The organism is Variovorax sp. Varisp36 (genome assembly GCF_047304235.1).
Lineage (GTDB): Bacteria > Pseudomonadota > Gammaproteobacteria > Burkholderiales > Burkholderiaceae_C > Variovorax.
In genome coordinates, this window is the sequence record NZ_JBGLYU010000012.1 from 37169 (window position 1) to 58842 (window position 21674).

A 21674-nucleotide genomic window follows, 5' to 3' on the forward strand; every position below is an offset into this window, starting at 1 on the left:
AAATCCGGCTTCTCCATTCGGCGCGACCGCGCGACGATGCCTGCACGACAACACTATTCGTGGAGAACATCGATGCCATCCGAACTCAACCAGATGACCGGCCTGTCGCTGCGCTTTCGCGTGCTGCTGTCGGGTGTGCTGTTGCTGGTGGCCGCGCTCAGCGCCGCGCGTCCTTCGGATGCGGGCGTCGAACTGCAGGCGGAACAGCGCTTCCAGCTGGCCCTCGAAGCACAGGCCGACCGCGACTACCGCGCGATGCTCGTACAGCTGCGGCAGGCCGCCACCGAAGGCCACGCCGAGGCGCAGGAGATGCTCGGCATGGTGCTGCTGACCGGCCCGACGCTGTACGGCACGGCCGTGAAGGCCGACCGCTGCGAGGCCGGGGCGTGGATGCGCCGCGCGGCAATGCAGGGCAGCGAGACGGCGAAGGTGCAGCTGACCTTCCTGAACCGGCTGCGCGCCTCGCCTGCGGGGAAGCGCGCCTGCGAATGAATGAATGAATGAATGCGCCCCGCATCGACGGGCTCGCGAAGATTTCGCCGCTGCAGGCGGGAAGTTGGCCTACTCGCAGCGTCTGCGCCCGCGCATGGGCGAAGGCCGCGGGGCAGCGCAAGCTCGGGGCTCGATCATTCCGCTACGAGGATCTTGACCATGCGCAAGCCGACGACTCTCCCACGCCATCCCGAGGACGTCACGCAACTCGATGTGTCCCAGGCCGTTCTCGAGGACGAGGAGAACCCCAGCGCCCTGCGCGCACTCACGCCGCATGAACGCGCCTTGCTGTTTCCCGCGCGCGAGGGCTGGGGCGCCGTGTGCGGTCGAGCCGTGCGCAGCCTGACGAGCAGTCCGGTGAAGCTGCTGGGCGCCGCGGCGGTGGTGGGGCTCGCGCTGGCCCTGGCCTACGCGAAGCGCCCGGACCGGGCTTGAGCGTCCGCGCCGTGCTGCTGCCGGGTTTGCATTGCAGCAAACCCGCGCTCCAGATCGGCCATCAGATCCGAGGGCGCCTCCAAGCCAATGTGCAACCGCACCACCGCCCCGCGCCCGCTCCAATCCGTCACGCTGCGCGCCGCACGCATGTTGGTCCATGCCACCAGGCTTTCATAGCCGCCCCATGACGAGCCACGCCCGAACAGCGTGAGTGCATCGACGAAGCGCTCGACCGCCGCGCTTTCGATGCCTGGCTGCAGCTCGATGGACAGCAGCCCGTTCGTGCCCTTGCAATCGCGTTTCCAGAGGTCGTGCCCCGGGTGCTGTGGCAGTGCCGGGCAGAACACGGTCGCCACCTCGGGCCGCTCCTGCAGCCAGTGCGCCACCTCCAGCGCATGCCGCTCGTGCATCTGCAGCCGCGCCGACAGCGTGCGCATGCCGCGCAGCACCAGCCACGCGTCGTCGGGGCTCACGGTCATGCCGAACGCATCGCAGCGTTCGTTGAGCGGGCGCCATGCGGCTTCGGTCGTGGCGACGGTGCCCATCATCACGTCCGAGTGGCCCGAGAGGTACTTGGTCGCGGCCATCGTCGAGATGTCCGCGCCCAGCGCGAGCGGGCGGTATTGGACGCCCGATCCCCAGGTGTTGTCCGCCGCGAGCAGCGCGCCGCGCGCATGCGCCAGTGCCGCGAGCTTGGGCAGGTCGCACATCTCGTAGACCAGCGAGCCGGGGCACTCCGCATACACGAGCCGCGTGTTCGGCTCGAACAGTTCCCCGATGCCGCCGCCATCCGCTGCAAAGAACGAGCTGCGGATACCGTACGGCTCGAGGAAGGAATGCACGAGATTGCGCGTGGGCTCGTACACGCTGTCCGACATCAGCACGTGGTCGCCCGGCTTCAGGTACGACAGCAGCACCATGCCGATGGCGGCAAGGCCGGTCGGAAAGAGCCGTGTGCGATAGGCGCCTTCGAGTTCGCTCACCGCATCCTCGAGCGCGAAGGTGGTCGGCGTGCCGCGTGCGCCATAGCTGAAGATGCGCTCCTCGTCGCGCCTAGCCCGCGCGTCGCGCATCGCGCCCACGCTGTCGAACAGCACGGTGCTCGCGCGCACCAGGGGCGTGTTGACGGGCGATCCGCCGGCGTATGACGGCGTCTTGCCGGTGCGTGTGAGCCGGGTATTGAGCGCCAGGCCGGCGGGGACGGAGTGCGAATCGGACATGGTTGGGGAGGGGCGAAGGGAGGTTGGACCGCCATGTTGCGTCAATCAGTCGGCGCGTGCACCCGAAAGCTTGACGATGCGCGACCAGCGGTCGATGTCCTGGCGCAGCTGCGCCGCGAAGGCGTCCGGCGAATTGGCCACCACCTCGCTGCCGCCGTCGGTCACGAGCTTGCTCACCTCGGGCAGATGCAGCGTGCGCACGATGGCTTCGTTCAGGTAGGCCACGCGTTCCGGCGGCGTGCCGGCGGGCGCGAAGAAGCCGTACCAGTCTTCGAAGCGCGCACCGGCATAGCCCAGCTCTTCCAGTGTCGGCACCTTCGAGAACACGCCGATGCGGCGCGGGCTGGTCACGGCGAGCACGCGCAGCTTGCCGTTCTGCACGAGGCCGGCGACCGAAGCGGTGGACGTGACCAGCACGTCGACCTGTCCGCCGAGCAGGTCGGTCAGTGCCGGCCCGGCGCCCTTGTAGGGCACGTGCGTCATCTCCACGCCGTTGTCCTTGGCCAGCACCACGCCGACGAGGTGCGACAGCGTGCCGTTGCCGGGCGTCGCATAGGTCACCTTGCCGGGGCTGGCCTTGGCCTTCGTCGCGAGGTCGGCGAAGCTCTTGAGGGGCGAGCTGGCGTCCACCACCAGCGCGAGCGGTGCGGCGTTGATCTGCGTGATGGGAATGAAGTTCTTGATCGGGTCGAAGCCCGGCGCCGCGTACAGCGTGGGGTTCACGGCCATGATCGACACCTGCGAGGTGAGCACGGTGTAGCCGTCGGGCCTGGCGTCGGCCACGGCCTTGGCGCCGATGTTGCCGCCCGCGCCGCCGCGGTTGTCGACCACTGCCGCCTGCCCCATGATTTCCGGCAGGCGTGTGGTGACGAGGCGCGCCGTCGCGTCGTTGCCGCCGCCGGGCGGAAAGGGCGAGATGAACTTCACCGTCTGCGAGGGGAAGCCGTTGCGTGGCGCCAGCGGTTCGGCGGCGGCTGGCTGCAGGGCGAGCGCCGCGAGCCATGCGGCGGCGACGGCATAACGGGCGATGTGCGGGATGCGGCTGGCGAACGGCATGGCGGAACTCCTGGAATAGGAACGGACAAGGACGAACGGAAAGCGGAACCGGGGATGTCAGCCGTGCGATGCGGCGGCGGGCAGGCGGAAGGCGGCGCGCTCCTGCGCGTCGAGCTGCGCGACGAGGCCTGTCTCCCATGCGAGGTAGCGGCGCGCGGCTTCCTTGTTGCCGTCGTGCCGGTCGTGCACGAAGAACAGGTAGTCGATGCAGTCGCCGTCGGCGGGGAGCGCGGGCGTGGCCTCGACGGGCAGGCCGGCGGCGCGCCATGCGGCCATGCCGCCTGCCAGCAGCAGCGGTGCGCTCGGCAAGCCCGCGAGCTCGGAGGCCGCGGCCCATGCCGCGAGCGGGGCGTCGTCGGCAACCAGCACGAGCTGGCGCGTCTCGGTGTTCGCCACGTCGCGGGCGAGGCGGGGGCGGATCGACCAGCGGGCCTGCGCGATGTGGCCGGCGCGAAACTGCATGCTGGCGCGCAGGTCGACTACCGCCACCTCGTTGCGCTCGATGCGCGCGGCGAGCGCCTGTGCATCGATGGTGGGCAGCGCGGGCGCGCGGGGCGCGGCGGCAGGCGCGAGCGACAGCCCGCTCGCCAGCCCGCCTTCGAGCACGCTCGCGTCGTGCCCCATCTGCCGCAGCCAGCTCGCGATGGTCGGCGCACGCACGCCGTCGTTGTCGAACAGCACAAGCCGTGCGCCGCGCACGCCGAAGTACTGGTCACCCGCCTGCATCAGCTGTCCGCCCGGCGTGTGCTGCGCACCGGGCAGGCTGCCGGCTGCGAATTCTTCCGGCGTGCGCACGTCGCACAGGAACAGGGTGCGCTCTGCGTCGTCGGCCCACTGCCGCACGGCCTGCGCGTTCACCATCGGCACGTCGAAGCGGGCGGCCAGGGCCCTGGCGGCGGAGCGCAGGTCGGTGTTGCCGCTGTCGTCGGCGTAGCGCCGCGTGCCGCCGTGCTCCAGCGTGTGATCGGCAAGGTACCAGCCCTGCGTGCCGTTCTCCAGCGCATAGACGGGGTTGGGCAGCCCCAGGTTGATGAGCGTCTGCGCGCCGATGATGCTGCGTGTGCGGCCCGCGCAGTTGATGACGATGGGCGTGGTGGTGTCGGGCACCAGCCGGCGCACGCGGTAGGCCAGCTCGCCGTTGGGGCAGCAGGTGGCGCCCGGGATGTTCATCTTGTGGAACTCGCTGGCGGGGCGGCCGTCGAGCACAACCACTTTGTCTTTGCGAGCGAGCATCTCCGCGAGCTGGCCGGCGCTGACGCGGGGTGTGTGATAGACCTCCTCGGCCAGTTCGCCGAAGGTCTTCGAGGGCAGGTTGACGCCCGCGAAGAGCACGTAGCCCGCGGCCTTCCAGGCACGAGTGCCCCCTTGCAGCACATGCACGCTGCCGTAGCCCAGCACGGCGAGGCGCGCGGCGGCGCGCTCGGCCACGTCGGCGTCGCCCTCGTCGTACACCACCACGCGCACGCCGCGGCGCGGCACGAGGCGCGGCGCATCGATCTCCAGCCGGCTGAAGGGCAGGGGAATGCCGTAGAACAGATGGGCCTCGCCGTACTGGCCGTGCTCGCGCACGTCGAGCAGCGCGATCTCGCCGCCGTCGTGCAGCCAGGATTTGAGGGTCTTCGGGTCGATGGAGGAAGTCATGAGGCGGGTCGTCGGGACGAATGAAATCCTGCGAGGCCACGCTGCGCGGCCCGCATGAAAGCGAAGCGGAAAAAAACGCGGCTAGCGGCGCGTCTGCACGCCGATGCCCATGGTCTGGTACGTGCCCGCGTCGAGGTCGTAGGCGGTGCGCTGGTTCAGCGTTTCGAGCGCGCGGCCGTACATGTGCAGGTGGCGGATGACCTGCTCGCCCTGGATCTCGACCGAGTGGATGTCCTCGGGCATCAGCGCGATGCCCTTGCCCGGCGCGACGACGACCAGAGCCGTCTGCTTCAGCTTGCCCACGCCCGGTACGCTGCGGTCGTCGGTGCGCTCGTACACGCGGTTGTGCTCGGTGCCTTCCACGGCCGCGATGCAGGCCCAGGTGGTGTGGTTGTGCGGCACGATTTTCTTGCCCGGGCGCATCACGTTCAGGTACAGCGCGTAGCTCTGGTCGGGATCTTCGGCGATGAGGTAGCGGGCCTGGTGCTCGCCCGCCTCGGGCGGCGGGAAGTCGGCGGCGCCCCAGTATTCGGTGTGCGCGGCCAGGCCTTGAAGCGAATCGAGCACCACGTCGAGCTTTTCCCGGGTGGCTTCAGCGCCGCCTATGGCCTTCTTCATGTCGGCGATGGACGCCTCGACGGCCCGGCTGCGTTGCTCGGATGGGGTGCTCATGCGGTTTTCTCCAGTGGGGTTGCCTGTTCGGTGTGCATCCACTGTAGTGACGGGGGCGTGACGCAACAATCCAGCTGGCGCAGGAAACACTTCAATAAAATTAATACATGCCCACGCTCGATCTCGAACTGCTGCGTTCCTTCGCGGCCGTCGTCAGCCACCAGAGCTTTGCCGCCGCCGCTGTGCACCTCGGGCGCACGCAGTCGGCCATCACGCAGCAGATGCAGCGGCTGGAGGAGCAGATCGGCCACCCGCTGTTCGCCAAGCAGGGCCGGCAGAAGCGGCTCACGCAGCACGGCGAGAGGCTGCTCACCTACGCGCACCACATGCTCGCGGTGAACGACGAAGCGCTGCGCAGCCTGCGGCAGGGGCAGCTCGAAGGCAATCTGCGCATCGGCGCGCCGCACGACGTGGCCGAGACCATGCTGCCGCTGCTGCTGACCGAGGTGGCGCGCACCTCGCCGCTGCTGCAGCTGGACATCCACATCGGCCGCAGTCCCTACCTGATGACCTCGCTCAAGAGCGGCGAGGTCGACATGATCATCTCCAACCGCGCCGACGCGCAGTTCGACGGCGTGGTGCTGCGCAACTCGCCCACCGTGTGGCTGTGCGCCGCGGGCTACGTGCACGACCCGGCCAAGCCGGTGCCGCTCATCATGGCGGACGGGCCCAGCATCTTCCGCCGCATCGGCCACGAGGCGCTCGACGCGGCGGGCGTGGCCTGGACGCCGCGCTACACCTCGTCGAGCCTGATCGGCATCAAGGCTGCGCTGCGTGCGGGGCTGGGCGTGACGGCCCGCGGCGTGGAACAGCTCGACGCGGGCCTGCGCGTGCTCGGCGCGGGCGACGGCATGCCGCGGCTGCCCGACCTGGCGTACTACCTCTACGTGCGCAGCCACGTGGTGAATCCGGTCACGCGGCAGGTGTTCGAGACGCTGAAGAAGCACCTTCGGCTGCCGCGCACCGACATGCCGGCGTAGGGGCCGCGGCAGCGGATGATGCCGCGCTCAGTGCGGCGTCGGCGTCACTGCATAGTTGCCGCGTCCGCTCTGCTTGGCCCGGTACATGGCCGCGTCGGCCGTGGCGAGCAGGTCTTGCGGCGTTTCGTTGCCGTCGCCCAGGGCGATGCCGATCGATACGCCGATGACCGTGTCGCAATGCCCCGTCTCCAGTTGCAGCGGCCGGGCGATCGCGTCGATGCAGCGCTGGGCCAGGGTCGTCGCGCCCTGTTCCGCGGAGCTTTCGAAGTCGGCGGCCAGCAGCACGAATTCGTCGCCCCCGATGCGCGCCACCGTGTCGGTCTGCCGCACCAGGCCCTGCAGCCGTTGCGCGATTTCCAGCAACGCCTTGTCGCCCGCCTCGTGGCCGAGCGTGTCGTTGAGTTTCTTGAATCCGTCGAGGTCGAGGTAGAGCACGGCCATCTGGCGCGCATGCCGCTTGGCCCGTAGCAGCGCCTGCTGGAGCCGTTCGTCGAGCAGCTTGCGGTTGGGCAGGCCGGTCAGGCTGTCGTGGTGGGCCAGGCGCGCCAAGGCCTCCTGGTTGTCCAGCAGCTTGGCCAGTAGCCGGTTGAAGGCCTGCGTCAGGTACCCGATCTCGTCGTCGCGCACCACCCGCAGCGGCGTCAGCGCGAGTTCGCCGCGGGTCATCCGGTCGGCCTGGTCGGCGGCGCGCAGCAGCGGCCGCAGCAGCCACGCCATGATCAGCCCGATCACGATGAGTACCGCTGCCACGGCGGGTGCGCGTTGCTGCAGGATGAAGGTCTGCATGCGCCCCACCGGGGCCAGCGCTTCCGAAACGGGCAGCCGGGCCACCACGAACCAGCCGCTGTTCGGCACCGAGGCGATGGCGGAGATTTCGTCGATGCCCTTGGCATTGCGCGTCGTCCCGCTGCCGCGATAGCCCGCCATGGCGCGGTCGTGCAGCGGGTTCACGCCGTCGGGCGGGGTGGGTGTGAGGGACATCGAGACGTCCGTCGAGGCCACGAAGATGCGGTCGCGCGGCGACACCACCAGGATGCCGCCTGCTTCGCCCACGCGCCCCTGTTGCAAATGGTCGAGCAGGCCGTCGGCCGAGAGGTCCGCCGTGCCGAGCAACACGGCGGCCACCTGCCCGGCGGCGTCGCGCACGGGCACGGCCATGGGCAAGACCGAGTGCCGGGAGGCTGTGGCCCGCGGACGGCCCGGCGCGGACTGCCCTGCGCGCGCGGACGCGAATTCCGAACCGTCCGTTGCGAGCTGCCCCGTACCGTCGAGCCGCTTGCCGGTGGCGTCCGCGACCATCAGGCCGAGCGGAAAGACCGGGCTCAGCGTGCTGCGCTCCGCCAGCCATCCCCGCAGCCGGTCGGGCTGCGTCAGGAGTTCCGGCGGCAGGGTGGCCGCCAGGCGTTCGAGGAACGACAACCGCTCGCCCAGGTAGTTGTCGACGTTGCGCGCCACGTAGGCGGCCAGCGCCGTTTGCTGCACCGCCACCGATCGGGTCAGCTCCTCCCGCAGGAAGCGGCTGAGCTGGATGTAGCTGCCGGCGGTTCCCACCACCGCCATCAAAAGGCCCATCATGAGCAGGCGAACAACAAGGCTGTTGGCGGATTTTCTGAAGTTCACTCTGGCGGTGGGGCGTGAGGGCGTGAGGTGCGGGACTGTATCCCAAGCGCCCGGGCGCGCCGTGATCGCGCCCGAAACGTCACGCGGCGACGCCGAAGAAATGCTGGCGGTAGCGCGGCGACACGTCGTCCACGCGCAGCATCATCGGCAGGTCGGCGGTGTTGAACGCGACATCGAGCGCGGGCGGGCCGAGCAGGCGCGCGCCGCAGCGCAGGTAACCCTTGATGAGCGGCGGCGCGGCGGGAGGCGCGGTGTCGCTGTCCGCATCGGCTTCTGCATCGGTGTCCAGCGGCAATGCGATGCGTGGCTCCACGCGCCAGCGCTGCTCGACCAGGTGCGTGCGGCACAGCTGGTGCCACAGCCGCGCGGCAGCCAGGCCCTGGTCGTCGAGCCCGATGCTGGCGCAGCCGATCATGGTGTCGAGTGCGTGGTCGACCATGTACTGCCCCAGCGCGGCCCACAGCGCCATGATCACGCTGCCCGAGCGCCAATCCGCATCCACGCACGAGCGGCCCAGCTCCAGCGCCCGCGCACGCAGCGGCGCGAGCGGCGCCAGGTCGAACTCGGTGTCGGTGTAGAAGCCGCCCGCGCGGCGCGCTGCTTCCGGAGTCAACACGCGGTAGGTGCCGATGAGCGGGCCGCGGCCGTGCACGGGGTCCACCGCATGCACCAGCAGGTGGTCGCAGAAGGGGTCGAAGCGGTCGGCATCGAGTCCGGGCGGTGTGCCTTCGGGTGGCGCGAGACGGGCGCCCATTTCCTGCGCGAACACGCGAAAGCGCAGGCGCTGGGCGTCGCGCACGTCTTCCTCGCAATCGGCCCAGCGGGTTTCCAGCAGGGGCGCCGCGGCAGCGAGCGGCGCGAGCGAACGGCGGGGCAAGGCGTGCGAAGCGGTGATGTCCATGTGCATGCGGCAATTCAGTTGGATGGCGGATAGCGGTCGACCAGGCGGTTCTGCCGCCGGTTGAGCCGTGCGAGGGCGAGCAGGCCGATGGGCCGTACGCCGGCCTTGCGCTGCGCTGCCCCGATGGCGAACAGCAGCCGCTGCTTGGCGAAGACCATGCGAAAGCCCTGCAGCACGCCGATGTCGGGGTCCCAGGCCTCGATGGCTTCGGATCCCGCGCCGTTGATCTCCATGATGGTGAAGCTGCGCCCGGCGCCGAGTTCGCGCAGGTTCTCGCAGCGCACGTCGAAGCGCCCGAAATGGAAGTCGGGCATGTCGCGCGCGATGGCGTCGATGGCACGCACCAGCTCGGGCGTGATGAGCGCCGCGCCGTCGCGGTACAGCCCGCCGACGCGGGTCGAGCCGATGGTGGCCAGCCGAACCTGCTGGCCGGCGGCCGGCACGCTCTCGGATGGCACGCTGCATTCGTGGCGCGGCGAGCGCGCGATGCGGCGCGCGCGCACGTCGGCCGCCACGAGCTGCGCCACGGTGCTGCGGCCGTCGCCCGTCACGCGCGGGAAGTAGCGCAGCGCGAGGCCGATGATGCGGCCCTCGCCGGTGACGGGATCGCGTGCGTAGAAGATGCCTGCCTCGCCTTCCTGCGGCAGGTAGCGTTGCAGCACGACCGTTTCGCCGGAAGGAAAGGCGGCCAGGTACGCCCGCAGCGCAGCCATGTCGGGCAGCAGGCGGACGCCGTAGCCGCACAGGCCCAGGTCGGGCTTGGCGACGACGGGGAATGCGAGGCCGTTCTCAGCCATGATTCGCCGCAACGAGTCTTCGTTCGCCGTGCCATCGTTGAACACCGCGCAGTAGTCGGCCGTGAGCGAGCGCGCCAGCGGCCCCATGCCGCGGAAGTATTCGAGCTTGCCTTCGCCCACCAGTCCGCCCGAGGTGAGATGCGGGTTGGCCGCCGACGGCAAGGTGGCACCGCCGTAGCGCAGCGACAGCCACAGCCACTGCACCACCAGCGGCACGCAGATGAGCCACTTGGGCATGCGCTCCAGCACGCTGCATTCGCGCACCACGGCGAGCCGCGCGGTGTCGGCGCCGAGGTCGAGTCCGGCGGCCATCACGCGGCCTCCGCTGTGCGCGTGGCAACGAGCCCGACGGCGGCGATGCGGTCGATGTGCGCATACACCGGGCGTTCCAGTTCCTCGCCGAACACGTCGGGATCGATCTCGGCATACGACCACTCGAAACCCGGCGCGGTGAGCAGCGGCCGTATCTCGGCAAGGAACGGGTCTTCGCCATCGACCATCGCCACGCCGGTGTAGAGCAGCAGCTGCCCGCCCGGCGCCAGCCGCTTCAGCGACTCGGCCGCGATGCGCACGCCGAGCGCCCGCCCGAGCCGCGCGCCGCCGTGGCGGTAGGCGCGCTGCGCGGCATCGTCGAGGTAGGGCGGATTCGACACGATGAGGTCGAAGTCGCCTTCGACCGCCGACAGCGCATCGCCCTGCGCGAGCGTCACAGGGATGCCGGCGGCCTCCGCATTGACGGCCGTGTACTCCAGCGCCAGCGGATTGATGTCGTTCATCACGATCGTGCAGGGCGTGTCCATCGCCGCCAGCGCCCGCGCCATCGCAATGCCGCCCGCGCCGCTGCCGCAGCCCACGTCGAGCACGCGCAGCGGCTGCTTTGTCTTGCGCGGGTTCAGCGCATAGCGGATGAAACGCCCGAAGCGATGCGTGTCGGGCCCGAAGAACACGGCGTTCTCCTCGACCGTCGGGTAGGCCGAGTGAAAGAACAGGTCGTCGCCGAGGCTGGCGATGCGCACCGTGCTGCGCAGCAGCGACCCTGTGCGGCGCACGATGCCGGCCTGCTCCATGCCGGCCAGCAGTTCCGGCGGCACGGTGCCCGCTTCGAACGGCAGGTTCCAGCCGAAGATATCGCGCAGCGTCGCTCCCGGCTCGCGCCCGCGCCGCGCGAGCACGCGCTGGTGGGTCAAGGGCGTGACGGTCGTGAAGCGATAGCCCGTGGCCGCCACCTGGCGCAGCACGCCGGCTGCGTTCATCATGCGGCGACCTCCTCGGTTTGTTGCAGTTCGGCGGTGTAGCGCGCGAAGCAGCGCTCTCCGCAAACGAGCCGCATCAGCGCGCCCTCGGCGATGAACTGCCCGCAGGACGGATCGGCCTCGACCAGCGGCCGGATCACCTCGCGTATCCACGCGCGCGAGTGCGACACGTCGAGCGCCGCATGCAGGTCGAAGTAGGCGCGCGCACGGCCGCTCAGGCCCAGGCGGCGCATGCCGGCCGCCACCTGCTTCACCCGCCCGGGGGCCGTGAGCTCGATGACGCCGAGCGCGCCGACGGCGTGGTACGCGTAGCGCCGCGTGGTCGCCAGCCCGACCATGGTGTTGGCCAGCGCGAGCGACTCCCATACGGTGGTGTCGATGGCCGGATGCAGGTCGAGTTCGCGCACCATGTGCTCCAGCATCTGGCCGTGCATGGCGCTGCGCTTGCCATGGCCCATCTCGTCCCAGAAGTTGCGCGCGCATTCGAGCTTGGGCTGCGGCGGCAGCTTGACCTGGGTGCAGGCCAGCAGGTCTTCGAAGCCCGCTTCGCCTGCGGCCTCCTGCGTGAGGAACCAGCGCATCTGCGGCAGGGTGGCTTCTTGAGCCAGCCGGTCGAACAGCGGGTGATGCTGGCCGGGGCCCGTGCGCGCGAGCGACGCGAACCAGTTGGCGAAATGGTCCGCATTGCCGGCCGAGGCCGATGCCGCCACCTGCACCGTGGTGCGCAGGGCTTCGAGGTACCTGCCTTCGATCAGGCGGCATTCATGCTCTCGGGCGAGCTCTTCCTGCCAGTGGGGCGACGGGCTGCCGAACTTCAGCCGTGCGGCGTTGAAGTGCGCCAGATGCCGATGAAGCTGCGTTTCCGCGTGGGTGTGGGCGTTCGGGGCGTTGTCTGGAGACATGGCCGATCCTCGTCATCCGCTGGGCAAAAGAGGCAGCGTGCGCCTTTGCAAAGCGGCTGTCCGTCAGACGGCGCCTACAGATTGGCCCCAGGGGCGAAGATCGGGCTCAGGTCGCCCAGATGCGCGGCGTGGCCGCAGGCAGCTGCCACAGCTCGCCGCGCCATGCCTGCCAGACTTGCCGCAGCAACTGCATCGCGGGCTCGACCACGGGCGCGAGCACGCGCAGCACGACCACTTCGGCATGCGGGCTGGTAGCACCTGCGCTGCCGAACAGCGGGCTCGCTTCGAGCAGTGAGCGTGCGTGCGCCAGCAGGGCCTCGCGCCGGGCGCGCGCTACCGGCGAGCCCGCCACGAAGAACAGCGAGGCCAGGCAGCGGTGGCCGTTGAGGCCAATGGGGCTTTGCAGCAGCCGGTGGTCGGCCGCGTCGATGCGTCCGCGCTCCAGCCACACGCCGGGCACCTCGATGTGCTGCAGGTAGCTGCCGCGCTCGAAGGGCTGGTTGGCATTCGGCAGGCCGAGCGCAGTGATGTCCCAGCCGATCAGCTCGGCGCCGGGCTCGATCTCGATGGAAAGCCGGTTCTCTGCCTGGCAGCCGCTGTAGCAGATGGCTTCGAGCGGCAGCCATTCGAGCCGCGCGCCGGCTGCGAGGCGGATGCGCGTGCGCTGCAGCGCCAGCTCGCCTTCGGAGCGGTAGAAGCGCGAGGCGCCGGGCGTGGTGATCAGGCCATGGCTGCCGTCGGCGGCCTCGATGCCGAGGTCGAGCGTGTCTCCACCCACCAGGCCGCCCGGCGGATGCACGAGCACGTTGTGGCAGACGGCGTCGCCCTCGGGGTACAGGCTCTGCAGGATGCGCAGCGGGCCGTCATGGCGGAAGCGGGCGACGGTGCGGGCGGATTCCCGCTGGTAGGAGAGATGGAGACGGGCGTGCCAGGGCATTCGCGGAGTCTAGTCGGGGTGTTTTCGTGGAACACCGCGGAACCGGCTTCGCCGGGCCGCCGGTGTTGCCCCCGGTAGGGGGTTGGCGAAGCGACACGAAGTGCGCGAAGCCTGGGGGCGAGCCCTACTTCCAGGCGCCGTCGTGCGCGGCACTCGCTTCGTCGATGAGTGCCGGCCCGATGCATTCGATCGGGTGTGGCGAGGCGCGGAACACATCGCGGCACGACAGCTCGGCATCGCGCTGGTCCTGCCGCTCGCCGCGGAACACGCGCAGGCGCTCGGCATCGATGCCGAACACCACGCGGCCGATGTTCGACCAGAAGATCGCGCCGGCGCACATCACACAGGGTTCGCCCGAGGCATAGAGCGTGGCGCCCGCGAGTTCCTCGCGCGGGAGCTTGCGCTCGGCCAGCGCGCGCAGCGCATTGATTTCTGCATGCGCCGTGCAGTCGCCGGTCTCGGTATTGCTGTTGCCGGCTTCGGCCAGCACTTCGCCGGCGGCCGAGACGATGACGCAGCCGAAGGGGCGGTTGCCCCGGCGGCGCGCCGCGTGCGACCAGACGATGGCCTTGCGCAGATAGCGGCCGTCGCGTTCATCGAGTGCTGTTTCGGCGGGATAGTTGACGGTGTGGGTGTCGCTGTGGAAATTCATGCTTTGGGAAGGGAGCGTTCGATGCGCAATGGAAGCATCGAAGTATTGAAGATGGCGTCGGACGCGGGCTTGATCTTGAGGCCGAAGACATCGGCCACTTCGTCGACCTGCTGTTCGAGCAAGAGCTTCCGGATGTCGCCGAGGCCATGATCGCGCGTGTCGGCCGCGCCCACGTACTGCGCGGTGATGCCCCAGCGCTCGAGTTCGATTTTCTCATCGAGGATGGGCTCGCGCTGGCGCATGGCCGCGATGCTCGGCGCCGGATTGGAAAAAGTCTCGACGATGGCGCGGTTGCTCGCGCGCAGGAAGGCCGCGACCACCTTCGGGTTCTGCGCGATGAGATTGCTGCCCGCAAGGATCGCGTTGCCGTACAGATTGACGCCCGCGTCGGCGTACTTGAGCACCGACAGTTCCTCGGGCTTCATGCGCGCGAACAGCGACACGGCCGAGTCGTGGAAGTAGGTGGCGGCATCGACGTCGCCGCGCACCATCACGTTGTCGCGCGCGCTGAAGTCGGTGGTCTGCCACTGGAAGGCGTCGGCGCGCATGCCCTGCTTGCGCGCGACCAGGGGCCATGCACGGCGGGTCGATTCGACGGCGGCGGCCGCCACCTTCTTGCCCGCGAGGCTCTTGAAATCGCCGGTCACGCCGCGGTCCTTGCGGCCGATGATCGCGAACGGTGCGCGGTTGTAGTACTGGTACACGGCCTGCACCATCGGCGTGCCGGGGTTCTGCGCATTGAACTCGACCAGCGAACTGATGTCGCCCAGGCCGAGCTGGTAGACGCCGCTGGCAATGCGGGTGATGGAGGCCACCGAGCCGGCGCCGGTGTCGATGCTCACGTCGAGCCCCTCGTCCCTGTAGTAGCCCTTGGTCTGCGCGAGGAAGAAGGGCGCGGTCTGGCCGTTGATGCGGAAGTCGAGCGTGAACTTGAGCGGGGTGAGCCTGGCGCCGCCCTGCGCGAAGACGGCGGGAGCGGCAAGGGTGGCGGCGCTGGCCGCGAGGAAGGATCGACGTTGCATGTGGGGCCTCGGAAGCTTCGGTTCTTGAATCCCTCCGCAAAAATGCGGCGGGCGTTTCAAGAGCAATTTCCGGGCGGGCGCACGTTCGTGGTGCGTGCGCTGCTGAACGCTTCTACTCTTGCGGTGGGTCATGCACGACGCATGCCAAGGGATTTTGCTCGGGCATTGCAAGGGAAAACGTGCGCCGACCAGGAAGCCGCGCCACAATCCGGGCGCGCAATTTGCAAAGCAGGTTGCGCAGAGTAGAAGCGTTCAGCCACGCGACGGTTCCCGTCGATGGCAGGAAATTGCTCTTTCAGTTCGTCCCCCACACGACCACCGAAGGAGTCCGCGCATGCTCGTCACCCAACAACCCGTCTTCCGCAAGTTCTGGCATGCCGTCATGCCGCTCGCCGAACTGGCCGGCGGCCCGAAGCCTTTCAGGCTGCTGGGCGAAGACATCGTTCTCTTCATCGACGCCGACGGCCAGCCAGCCGCGCTGCGGGACCGCTGCTGCCACCGCACCGCGAAGCTCTCGAAGGGCTGGTGCGTGGACGGAGAAGGCCGGACCTGCGGCACCGGCGCTATCCAGTGCGGCTACCACGGCTGGACCTACGACCGCAGCGGCCAGGTCATCCGCATTCCGCAGTACGAGCCCGACCGCAAGATCTCGCCCGAGTACCGCACCACGGCCTACCGCTGCACGGCGCGCTATGGCTATGCGTGGGTGGCGCTCGAGGAGCCCATTGCCGACATCCCGGCCATTGCGGAGTTCGACGACCCGGGCTACCGCACGATCTTCCAGTTCTACGAAGAGTGGCAGACCAGCCCGATGCGCGCGCTGGAGAATTCCTTCGACAACTCGCACTTCAGCTTCGTGCACCGTGCCACCTTCGGCGTGGCCGCGAGCCCGAAGCCGAGCAAGTACGAACTGGTGGAGAACGAGTCGGGCTTCTACGCGGAGACGGTCATCGATGCGGCCAACCCGGTGAAGTTCCATGCGATCAGTGGCGTGACCGATCCGATCACCACGCGCCACATGCGCAACGCGTATTACCTGCCGTTCTCGCGCCGGCTCGACATCGAGTACCCGAGCGGCGTGCGCCACATCATCATCAACTGCTTCACGCCCATTGACGACGGCCGCATGCAGCTGTGCCAATGGCTGTTCCGCAACGACACAGAGGCTGACTGCACGGCGCAGATGCTGATCGACTTCGACGACGCGGTGACGCGCGAGGACAAGGACATCCTCGAATCGACCGACCCCGATGCGCTGGTCGATACGCGGCGGCGCGGCGTGGAGTATTCGATGGAATCGGATCGGCCCGGCATGCTGATTCGCAAGCACCTGATGCAGCTGCTGGCGAAGCATGGCGAGGCGGAGGTTTATCGCGGCATGAGCAGTGCCGTGATTCCGATTGCAAAGGCCGCCTGAGCGGCCTCCGCATCAAGCCGGGGCAGTCGCCGGGTTCGGGCGCGTTGCGTGCGACGAGCCCTGTTCGTAGCGGTCCATCGCAAGGCCATCGGTGCGGATCTCCGGGCGCTGGCCCATCACCATGTCGGAGATGAGCTTGCCCGAGCCGCAGGCCATGGTCCAGCCCAGCGTGCCGTGGCCGGTGTTGAGGAACAGGTTGGCATAGCGCGTGCCGCCGACGATGGGCGTGCTGTCGGGCGTCATCGGGCGCAGGCCGGTCCAGAAGCTGGCGCGGGGCACGTCGCCGCCGGGGAACAGGTCGGTCACCACCTTCTCGAGCGTGGCGCGGCGTGCGGGGTTCAGGCGCAGGTCGAAGCCGCCGAGCTCGGCCATGCCGCCCACGCGGATGCGGTTGTCAAAACGCGTGACGGCCACCTTGTAGGTCTCGTCGAGCACCGTCGATTGCGGCGCGAGCGATTCGTCGAGCAGCGGCACGGTCAGCGAATAGCCCTTGACCGGGTACACCGGGATGTCGAGGCCCAGCGAGGCGATGGCGGCGCGCGAGTAGCTGCCGAAGGCCATCACGTAGCGGTCGGCCGTGAGGATCTTGCCGGCGGTGGTGCGCACGCCGGTGATGCGGCCGCCGTCGGTTTCCAGCGCGTCGATGGTCTGGCCGAAGCGGAAGTCGACGCCCAGGCTGCGGGCGATCTCGGCGAGGCCGCGCGTGAACAGGTGGCAGTCGCCGGTTTCGTCGTTGGGCAGGCGCAGGCCACCCGTGAGGCGGTCGCGCGCGCCGGCCAATGCGGGCTCGACGCGGGCGAGGGCGTCGCGGTCGAGCAGTTCGTAGGGCACGCCGCATTCCTCGAGCACCGCGATGTCGCGCTGCACCGCGTCGAGCTGGGCCTGCGTACGGAACAGCTGCAGCGTGCCACCGGTGCGCTGCTCGTACTGCAGGCCGGTGTCGGCGCGCAATTGCTGCAGGCAGCCGCGGCTGTATTCGGCCACGCGCATCATGCGTTCCTTGTTCACGGCATAGGCCTCGGGCGAGCAGTTGCGCAGCATCGCGGCCATCCAGCGCAGCTGGAACAGCGTGCCGTCGGGGCGGATCGACAGCGGCGCGTGCTTCTTGAACATCCACTTGATCGCCTTCAGCGGAATGCCCGGCGCGGCCCACGGCGTGGAGTAGCCCGGCGACACCTGGCCGGCGTTGCCGAAGCTGGTTTCCTCGGCGGGGCCGGCCTGCCGGTCGAGCAGGGTGACCTCGGCGCCCGAGCGCGCGAGGTAGTAGGCCGTGGTGGTGCCGATCACGCCGCCGCCGAGAACGATGACTTTCATGGTGTATTCGCCGATTCAGATGGAATGAGTGGAATCTAAAGTGCACAATGCAGTGGATTCCATCGTTTTCAGTGAATTGGCAGTGAAATTCACTGAGACTCATCGTCCAACGCCGCGCCAGAAGTGAAATGCCCGAACTCGACCGAATCGACCGCCGCATCCTCGACCTTTTGCAGCGCCAGGGCCGCGTTTCCATGACCGAGTTGGCCGAGCACATCGGCCTGTCGGCCTCGCCCTGCGCCGAGCGCGTGAAGCGCATGGAGCGCGACGGCGTCATCACCGGCTACCACGCGCACGTGTCGCCCGAGGCACTGGGCAAGACGCTGCTGGTGTTCGTCGAGATCAAGCTCTCCGCCAAGTCGGGCGACGTGTTCGACAAGGTGCGCAAGGAGCTGCTGCACATGCCCGAGGTGCTCGAATGCCATCTGGTGTCGGGCAGCTTCGACTACCTCGTGAAGGCGCGCCTGAGCGGCATGAGCGAGTACCGGCACCTGCTGGGCGACATCCTAAAGAAGCTGCCGGTGGCGGCCGAGTCGCACAGCTACGTGGTGATGGAAGAAATCAAGGAAACGCTGATGCTGGCGGTCGACCGCTGAGCACACACCTCATTCAAGGACATGCATGACCATTTCGATTCGCCGCGACGGCACCACCGGCACGCGCCACATCCTCAAGATCCGCAACCACGAGATGCCGGTCGACGCCTCGCCCGCGGGCGGCGGCAGCGACGCGGGCCCCGAGCCGCATGACCTGTACGACGCTTCGCTCGCCGCATGCAAGGCGCTCACGGTGCTGATCTACGCGCGCCGCAAGGGCATCCCGGTGGAAGACATCGAGGTCGTGGTCGACCGCGACGCCAGCGAGGAGCGCAAGGGTGTCTACCGCCTCAAGTCGGGCCTGCGCCTGAGCGGCGACCTGAGCGAAGCGCAGCGCGACGAACTGCTGCGCGTGGCGGGCAAGTGCCCGGTGCACAAGCTCATGACCGAGGTGAAGACCGAGATCGAGACCGGCTGGGCGGACTGAGCGCCAAGTGCCGCACGGCCAAAAGGCGTGGTCAGGTCCGTTTTGGGGCAAGGATTTACACTAGCCGGTGCCGTTTACAGGACACTTTCAACAATGAAGTGGGTCATTCTCGCCATCTTCGCGCTCAGTGCGCTCTACGTTCATTTCCGCGGCCAGGTGCGGCATCGCTTCTTCAGGCAGCTCTCCGACCACTCGACCTTCCTCGCTCCGCTGAACGTCTTCATGTACCTTTTCTCGAAGGTGCCGGGTACACCGTACCTGTCGCCCGCGCAGTTCCCCGAGATGCGCGTGCTCGAAGAGAACTGGGAGGTCATCCGCGAGGAAGCGCTGGCCATGCGCAATGGCGGCAGCATCAAGGCATCGAGCCAGTTCAACGACGTGGGCTTCAACTCCTTCTTCAAGAGCGGCTGGAAGCGCTTCTACCTGAAGTGGTACGACGAGGCGCATCCCTCGGCCGCCGTGCTGTGCCCGCGCACCACCGAACTGCTGAAGGGCATCGGCACCATCAAGGCCGCCATGTTCGCCGAACTGCCCCCGGGCAGCCGCCTGGTGCGCCACCGCGATCCCTTCGCCGGTTCGCTGCGCTACCACCTGGGCCTGTGGACGCCGGGCGTCGAAGGCTGCTACATCGACGTGGACGGCCAGCGCTACCATTGGCGCGACGGCGAGGCCGTGGTGTTCGACGAGACCTTCATTCACTACGCCGAGAACACCACCGACCACGACCGCGTGATCCTGTTCTGCGACATCGAGCGCCCGCTGAAGTACCGCTGGGCCAGCGCCGTGAACCGCTGGTTCGCAAAGAACCTGCTGGCCGCCGCGAGTTCGCCCAACGACGTGGGCGATAAGACCGGCGGCATCAACCGCGCGTTCAAATACATCTACCAGATCCGCGTGATCGGCAAGCGCCTGAAGGCGTGGGACAAGCGGGCGTACTACCTCGTGAAGTGGGCCATCTTCGGCGGCCTGGCGCTCTGGATCTTCTGGTAGGGCCACCAGGGCCGGCCTCTCGCGGCCTTTGCTGAACGCCAAAGGCGGTGAAGGATTGGCCTTCCCCTCGGCTCGAATCGAACCCCGACGCATGAAGATCTGCCGCCCGTGAACGCCATCGACCGGCTGCCCGAACCCACGAACCTCGCAGGCGCGCAAGCGCTCATCGCGCGCGTGCAGGCATTGCTCGATGCTGCGGGGCTTGCGATGCGTGCGCCGCCGTCCGAGCCCACCACCTGCTGCGGTCGCGGCTGCAACGGCTGTGTATGGGAGGGCTGGCTTGCCGCCGTGGCCTACTGGCGCGACGAGGCCTCGCTGATGCTCGGTTGAAGGCTCGGACGTGGCGCCCCTGGCCGCGGCAAGGGGCGCTCGCGATCGCATCCCCGTTCGATCATCCCCAAAATTTCTGCCCCTGAGGCCTCCCGCCCTGGGTCAGCTCTTGGGCTTTGCGTATTCCTCTGCGCTCATCACCTCGAGGCCGACGAACGAGTCGTTGCCTTCGACCCACGCGTCGTGACCCGGCGGGATGGTGTACGACATGCCTTCCTTGATGACAGCCTGCGAGCCGTCATTCATTTGCACGGTGATTCGACCGGAAACCGCATACCCGACGTGAGCCACCTGGCAACTGTCCGTGCCCACGACCGGCTTGATGCACTTCGACCAGCGCCACCCGGGCTCGAACTTGAAGCGTCCGAGCGTGTACCCCTCGAGACGGACCACTTCGACCCGGGTCTTTTCAGGCTCCCGAACCTCGTCCGGTTCGTCATGGGATTTCGTCTGAAGCTTGTTGACATTCATTGGACTTGCCATCGCTACTCTCCTTGCACGAAGTGAGCAACTGGTTCGCGGCAGCCTCGTGCCAAGCCGCACGTGAACGATTGAATAGTAGTCCTGGGCCACGCGTGCGGTGACCTGGAAGCAGTGTTTTCTTTACCGATCATTCTTCCTTCATGGAGGCTGCGATGCGCTTGGTGAGCGGATGCAGGAGGTAGACGAGCAGTGAGCGTTCCCCCGTCTTGAAGACCACCTCGACCGGCATGCCCGGCTGCAGCGAGCGTTTGCCCAGCTTCCTCAGGCCCTCCTGCGTCACTGCCACCCGCGCGAGGAAATAGCTCGTGTTGGTCTGGGCGTCCGTCAAGAGATCGGCGGATACCGAAACCAGCTTGCCCTGCACCACGAGCTGCGGAGAATGGGCAAACGTCGAGAAACGCACGTCCACCGGCATGCCGGCGTGGACGCGGTCGATCAGATGGGGTGGCACTCTCGTTTCAAGCAGCAAGGGCTCGTTGGCAGGCACCACATCCATCAGCTTTTGCCCCGGCGCGATCACGCCACCCACGGTCTGCGCCACCAGCGCCACCACCTGGCCCGAAGCGGGCGAACGGATCTCGGTGCGGCCCAGTTCGTCCCGCAAGGCAAGAAACTTCTCGAAGTCTCCAAGCACCTCGCGGCTGACTTCCGCCTGCTGCGTCTCCACTTCCTTGTGATATTCCTGCTGCCTGGCAATGGCGCGCTGGCGAAGCTCCGCGACCGACCGCCGGGCCCGGCCCATGTTGCCGATGAGTTCGGCAATGAAGGTGCTCGATTCCGCTGCCTGGCGTTCCATCTCCAGCTGGCGAGTGCGCGGGACATAGCCTTCGGCAACCATCTTGCGTGTCTGGGTCAGTTCCTCGTCGAGAAGCGAAAGCTGGGTTCGGCGGCTGCTCAACATGCTTGCGTAGGCTTGGGACAAAGCTTGCTGGCCCTGGATGTTCTCTTCGATCGATTGCAGGTCGGCGCGCAAGGCGGCGCGGCGCGACCTGAGCAGTTGCTCCTGGTTGAACATCTGTTGCCGGATCAGCGGGTCCGCCGCAGCCGCCTGCAAGTCCGGATGGAATTCGATGGCGTCCTGTCCCCCCTGCTCGGCCAGCAGGCGGCCTTGTATGGCGCGAAACCCCAGGTAGCGCTGCCGCACCGTTTCGAAGCTCGCCTTGGCCGCGGCGTCATCGAGCTTGAACAGCAACTGGCCTTCCTGGACTTGATCGCCTTCGCCGACCCGCACCTCCTTGAGGATGCCTCCGACCTGGTGCTGGACCGCCTTGCGCTTCGTGTCGATGGCGACCTGCCCCTGGCTCGGCACGCCCTCGTCCAGCGGAGCAAATGCGGCCCACAGCAGAAACCCGCCGAATCCTGCGACCAAGGCCCATGCGCCGATTCGCCCTGCGCGTCCCAACTCGTTTCCGAGTCCATTGGCATCCTGCGATCGATCGTCCTCGATCGGCGAGGGGATGGAACTCACGTCTCTGAGAAGGTTCGGTTTGGCCATTTGGGACTCCCTGCGAGATGAATCGAGGACAGGACGGCGCCG

Annotated in this window: 23 protein-coding genes; 8 read left to right on the top strand and 15 right to left on the bottom strand. The window is 68.2% G+C overall.

The annotated features are described in order from the left end of the window. Positions 1–72 precede the first annotated feature (72 nt). Complete coding sequence (locus tag ACCD11_RS09880) at positions 73–492, top strand: sel1 repeat family protein (protein WP_413313715.1); 420 nt, start codon at positions 73–75, stop codon at positions 490–492. A gap of 159 nt (positions 493–651) precedes the next feature. Then, positions 652–927, top strand: coding sequence for a hypothetical protein (locus ACCD11_RS09885; RefSeq protein WP_413313716.1), 276 nt, complete (start codon positions 652–654; stop codon positions 925–927). Here ACCD11_RS09885 and metC read toward each other — a convergent pair. The 4 genes from metC to ACCD11_RS09905 all read right to left on the bottom strand — a co-directional run bounded on the left by metC (position 900) and on the right by ACCD11_RS09905 (position 5516). After that, positions 900–2147: a cystathionine beta-lyase gene (gene metC / locus ACCD11_RS09890; protein WP_413313718.1), complete on the bottom strand. Its 1248-nt coding sequence runs from the start codon at positions 2145–2147 to the stop codon at positions 900–902. The two genes, ACCD11_RS09885 and metC, sit on opposite strands and share 28 nt — an antisense overlap. Before the next feature lie 45 nt (positions 2148–2192). After that, the gene (locus ACCD11_RS09895; RefSeq protein ID WP_413313719.1) at positions 2193–3203 is read right to left on the bottom strand and encodes a Bug family tripartite tricarboxylate transporter substrate binding protein; all 1011 of its coding nucleotides are present in this window, start codon (positions 3201–3203) and stop codon (positions 2193–2195) included. Positions 3204–3260: 57 nt separating this feature from the next. Then, entirely contained in the window at positions 3261–4844 is a 1584-nt protein-coding gene (locus ACCD11_RS09900; RefSeq protein WP_413313720.1) for a rhodanese-like domain-containing protein, read from the bottom strand. An 81-nt stretch (positions 4845–4925) separates the two neighbouring features. Continuing rightward, positions 4926–5516, bottom strand: a complete 591-nt coding sequence (locus ACCD11_RS09905; protein WP_413313721.1) for a hypothetical protein — start codon at positions 5514–5516, stop codon at positions 4926–4928. Between the two features lie 107 nt (positions 5517–5623). On the opposite strand from ACCD11_RS09905, the gene ACCD11_RS09910 reads away from it, so the two are divergent. After that, a complete protein-coding gene (locus ACCD11_RS09910; protein WP_413313722.1) occupies positions 5624–6496 on the top strand; it encodes a LysR substrate-binding domain-containing protein in 873 nt (290 codons plus the stop codon). 27 nt (positions 6497–6523) lie between these two features. Here the strand turns inward: ACCD11_RS09910 and ACCD11_RS09915 are convergent, their stop codons facing one another. The 8 genes from ACCD11_RS09915 to ACCD11_RS09950 form a co-directional block, all read right to left on the bottom strand. Beyond that, positions 6524–8071 carry a diguanylate cyclase domain-containing protein gene (locus ACCD11_RS09915; protein WP_413313723.1) on the bottom strand — a complete coding sequence of 516 codons (1548 nt, stop codon included), beginning with the start codon at positions 8069–8071 and terminating at the stop codon, positions 6524–6526. Between the two features lie 124 nt (positions 8072–8195). Continuing rightward, the gene (locus tag ACCD11_RS09920) at positions 8196–9023 is read right to left on the bottom strand and encodes a GNAT family N-acetyltransferase (protein ID WP_413313724.1); all 828 of its coding nucleotides are present in this window, start codon (positions 9021–9023) and stop codon (positions 8196–8198) included. Between the two features lie 8 nt (positions 9024–9031). Next, positions 9032–10126, bottom strand: coding sequence for a hypothetical protein (locus ACCD11_RS09925; protein WP_413313725.1), 1095 nt, complete (start codon positions 10124–10126; stop codon positions 9032–9034). Continuing rightward, on the bottom strand, positions 10126–11070 hold the full coding sequence (locus tag ACCD11_RS09930) for a methyltransferase (protein ID WP_007837290.1): 945 nt from the start codon (positions 11068–11070) through the stop codon (positions 10126–10128). Before ACCD11_RS09930 ends, ACCD11_RS09925 begins: the two co-directional genes overlap by 1 nt. After that, positions 11067–11969 carry an iron-containing redox enzyme family protein gene (locus ACCD11_RS09935; RefSeq protein WP_413313726.1) on the bottom strand — a complete coding sequence of 301 codons (903 nt, stop codon included), beginning with the start codon at positions 11967–11969 and terminating at the stop codon, positions 11067–11069. The genes ACCD11_RS09930 and ACCD11_RS09935 overlap by 4 nt, the downstream gene beginning before the upstream one ends. Before the next feature lie 106 nt (positions 11970–12075). Then, positions 12076–12906, bottom strand: a complete 831-nt coding sequence (locus ACCD11_RS09940) for an urease accessory protein UreD (protein ID WP_007837292.1) — start codon at positions 12904–12906, stop codon at positions 12076–12078. A gap of 124 nt (positions 12907–13030) precedes the next feature. Next, positions 13031–13558 (bottom strand): nucleoside deaminase, encoded by a 528-nt coding sequence (locus tag ACCD11_RS09945; protein ID WP_413313727.1) that lies wholly within the window; start codon positions 13556–13558, stop codon positions 13031–13033. Beyond that, entirely contained in the window at positions 13555–14580 is a 1026-nt protein-coding gene (locus ACCD11_RS09950) for an ABC transporter substrate-binding protein (protein ID WP_007836107.1), read from the bottom strand. Before ACCD11_RS09950 ends, ACCD11_RS09945 begins: the two co-directional genes overlap by 4 nt. A gap of 334 nt (positions 14581–14914) precedes the next feature. Between ACCD11_RS09950 and ACCD11_RS09955 the strand changes: the two genes are divergently transcribed. After that, positions 14915–15997 (top strand): Rieske 2Fe-2S domain-containing protein, encoded by a 1083-nt coding sequence (locus ACCD11_RS09955; RefSeq protein ID WP_413313729.1) that lies wholly within the window; start codon positions 14915–14917, stop codon positions 15995–15997. Positions 15998–16009: 12 nt separating this feature from the next. Here the strand turns inward: ACCD11_RS09955 and ACCD11_RS09960 are convergent, their stop codons facing one another. Next, positions 16010–17311, bottom strand: coding sequence for a D-amino acid dehydrogenase (locus tag ACCD11_RS09960; RefSeq protein ID WP_413313730.1), 1302 nt, complete (start codon positions 17309–17311; stop codon positions 16010–16012). Between the two features lie 128 nt (positions 17312–17439). Here ACCD11_RS09960 and ACCD11_RS09965 point away from each other — a divergent pair, with 128 nt between their 5' ends. The 4 genes from ACCD11_RS09965 (at position 17440) to ACCD11_RS09980 (ending at position 19654) form a co-directional block, all read left to right on the top strand. Next, positions 17440–17907, top strand: a complete 468-nt coding sequence (locus tag ACCD11_RS09965) for a winged helix-turn-helix transcriptional regulator (RefSeq protein WP_007836101.1) — start codon at positions 17440–17442, stop codon at positions 17905–17907. Positions 17908–17932: 25 nt separating this feature from the next. Further along, positions 17933–18334 carry an OsmC family protein gene (locus tag ACCD11_RS09970; RefSeq protein ID WP_413313731.1) on the top strand — a complete coding sequence of 134 codons (402 nt, stop codon included), beginning with the start codon at positions 17933–17935 and terminating at the stop codon, positions 18332–18334. 93 nt (positions 18335–18427) lie between these two features. Beyond that, on the top strand, positions 18428–19324 hold the full coding sequence (gene lpxO, locus ACCD11_RS09975) for a lipid A hydroxylase LpxO (protein WP_007836098.1): 897 nt from the start codon (positions 18428–18430) through the stop codon (positions 19322–19324). Positions 19325–19432: 108 nt separating this feature from the next. Further along, the gene (locus tag ACCD11_RS09980; protein ID WP_007836097.1) at positions 19433–19654 is read left to right on the top strand and encodes an oxidoreductase-like domain-containing protein; all 222 of its coding nucleotides are present in this window, start codon (positions 19433–19435) and stop codon (positions 19652–19654) included. Positions 19655–19756: 102 nt separating this feature from the next. On the opposite strand, the gene ACCD11_RS09985 is transcribed toward ACCD11_RS09980, so the two are convergent. Both ACCD11_RS09985 and ACCD11_RS09990 read right to left on the bottom strand, forming a co-directional pair. Beyond that, positions 19757–20137 (bottom strand): cupin domain-containing protein, encoded by a 381-nt coding sequence (locus ACCD11_RS09985; RefSeq protein WP_007836096.1) that lies wholly within the window; start codon positions 20135–20137, stop codon positions 19757–19759. A 127-nt stretch (positions 20138–20264) separates the two neighbouring features. Further along, a complete protein-coding gene (locus ACCD11_RS09990; RefSeq protein WP_413313732.1) occupies positions 20265–21632 on the bottom strand; it encodes an HlyD family type I secretion periplasmic adaptor subunit in 1368 nt (455 codons plus the stop codon). Between the last annotated feature and the right edge of the window lie 42 nt (positions 21633–21674).

What these genes read in the sequence shown, in the direction of transcription:
- ACCD11_RS09880 (WP_413313715.1), top strand. Translation starts at nt 73, where the DNA reads ATGCCATCCGAACTCAACCAGATGACCGGCCTGTCGCTGCGCTTTCGC.
- ACCD11_RS09885 (WP_413313716.1), top strand. Translation starts at nt 652, where the DNA reads ATGCGCAAGCCGACGACTCTCCCACGCCATCCCGAGGACGTCACGCAA.
- metC (WP_413313718.1), bottom strand. Translation starts at nt 2,147, where the DNA reads ATGTCCGATTCGCACTCCGTCCCCGCCGGCCTGGCGCTCAATACCCGG.
- ACCD11_RS09895 (WP_413313719.1), bottom strand. Translation starts at nt 3,203, where the DNA reads ATGCCGTTCGCCAGCCGCATCCCGCACATCGCCCGTTATGCCGTCGCC.
- ACCD11_RS09900 (WP_413313720.1), bottom strand. Translation starts at nt 4,844, where the DNA reads ATGACTTCCTCCATCGACCCGAAGACCCTCAAATCCTGGCTGCACGAC.
- ACCD11_RS09905 (WP_413313721.1), bottom strand. Translation starts at nt 5,516, where the DNA reads ATGAGCACCCCATCCGAGCAACGCAGCCGGGCCGTCGAGGCGTCCATC.
- ACCD11_RS09910 (WP_413313722.1), top strand. Translation starts at nt 5,624, where the DNA reads ATGCCCACGCTCGATCTCGAACTGCTGCGTTCCTTCGCGGCCGTCGTC.
- ACCD11_RS09915 (WP_413313723.1), bottom strand. Translation starts at nt 8,071, where the DNA reads ATGATGGGCCTTTTGATGGCGGTGGTGGGAACCGCCGGCAGCTACATC.
- ACCD11_RS09920 (WP_413313724.1), bottom strand. Translation starts at nt 9,023, where the DNA reads ATGCACATGGACATCACCGCTTCGCACGCCTTGCCCCGCCGTTCGCTC.
- ACCD11_RS09925 (WP_413313725.1), bottom strand. Translation starts at nt 10,126, where the DNA reads ATGGCCGCCGGACTCGACCTCGGCGCCGACACCGCGCGGCTCGCCGTG.
- ACCD11_RS09930 (WP_007837290.1), bottom strand. Translation starts at nt 11,070, where the DNA reads ATGATGAACGCAGCCGGCGTGCTGCGCCAGGTGGCGGCCACGGGCTAT.
- ACCD11_RS09935 (WP_413313726.1), bottom strand. Translation starts at nt 11,969, where the DNA reads ATGTCTCCAGACAACGCCCCGAACGCCCACACCCACGCGGAAACGCAG.
- ACCD11_RS09940 (WP_007837292.1), bottom strand. Translation starts at nt 12,906, where the DNA reads ATGCCCTGGCACGCCCGTCTCCATCTCTCCTACCAGCGGGAATCCGCC.
- ACCD11_RS09945 (WP_413313727.1), bottom strand. Translation starts at nt 13,558, where the DNA reads ATGAATTTCCACAGCGACACCCACACCGTCAACTATCCCGCCGAAACA.
- ACCD11_RS09950 (WP_007836107.1), bottom strand. Translation starts at nt 14,580, where the DNA reads ATGCAACGTCGATCCTTCCTCGCGGCCAGCGCCGCCACCCTTGCCGCT.
- ACCD11_RS09955 (WP_413313729.1), top strand. Translation starts at nt 14,915, where the DNA reads ATGCTCGTCACCCAACAACCCGTCTTCCGCAAGTTCTGGCATGCCGTC.
- ACCD11_RS09960 (WP_413313730.1), bottom strand. Translation starts at nt 17,311, where the DNA reads ATGAAAGTCATCGTTCTCGGCGGCGGCGTGATCGGCACCACCACGGCC.
- ACCD11_RS09965 (WP_007836101.1), top strand. Translation starts at nt 17,440, where the DNA reads ATGCCCGAACTCGACCGAATCGACCGCCGCATCCTCGACCTTTTGCAG.
- ACCD11_RS09970 (WP_413313731.1), top strand. Translation starts at nt 17,933, where the DNA reads ATGACCATTTCGATTCGCCGCGACGGCACCACCGGCACGCGCCACATC.
- lpxO (WP_007836098.1), top strand. Translation starts at nt 18,428, where the DNA reads ATGAAGTGGGTCATTCTCGCCATCTTCGCGCTCAGTGCGCTCTACGTT.
- ACCD11_RS09985 (WP_007836096.1), bottom strand. Translation starts at nt 20,137, where the DNA reads ATGGCAAGTCCAATGAATGTCAACAAGCTTCAGACGAAATCCCATGAC.
- ACCD11_RS09990 (WP_413313732.1), bottom strand. Translation starts at nt 21,632, where the DNA reads ATGGCCAAACCGAACCTTCTCAGAGACGTGAGTTCCATCCCCTCGCCG.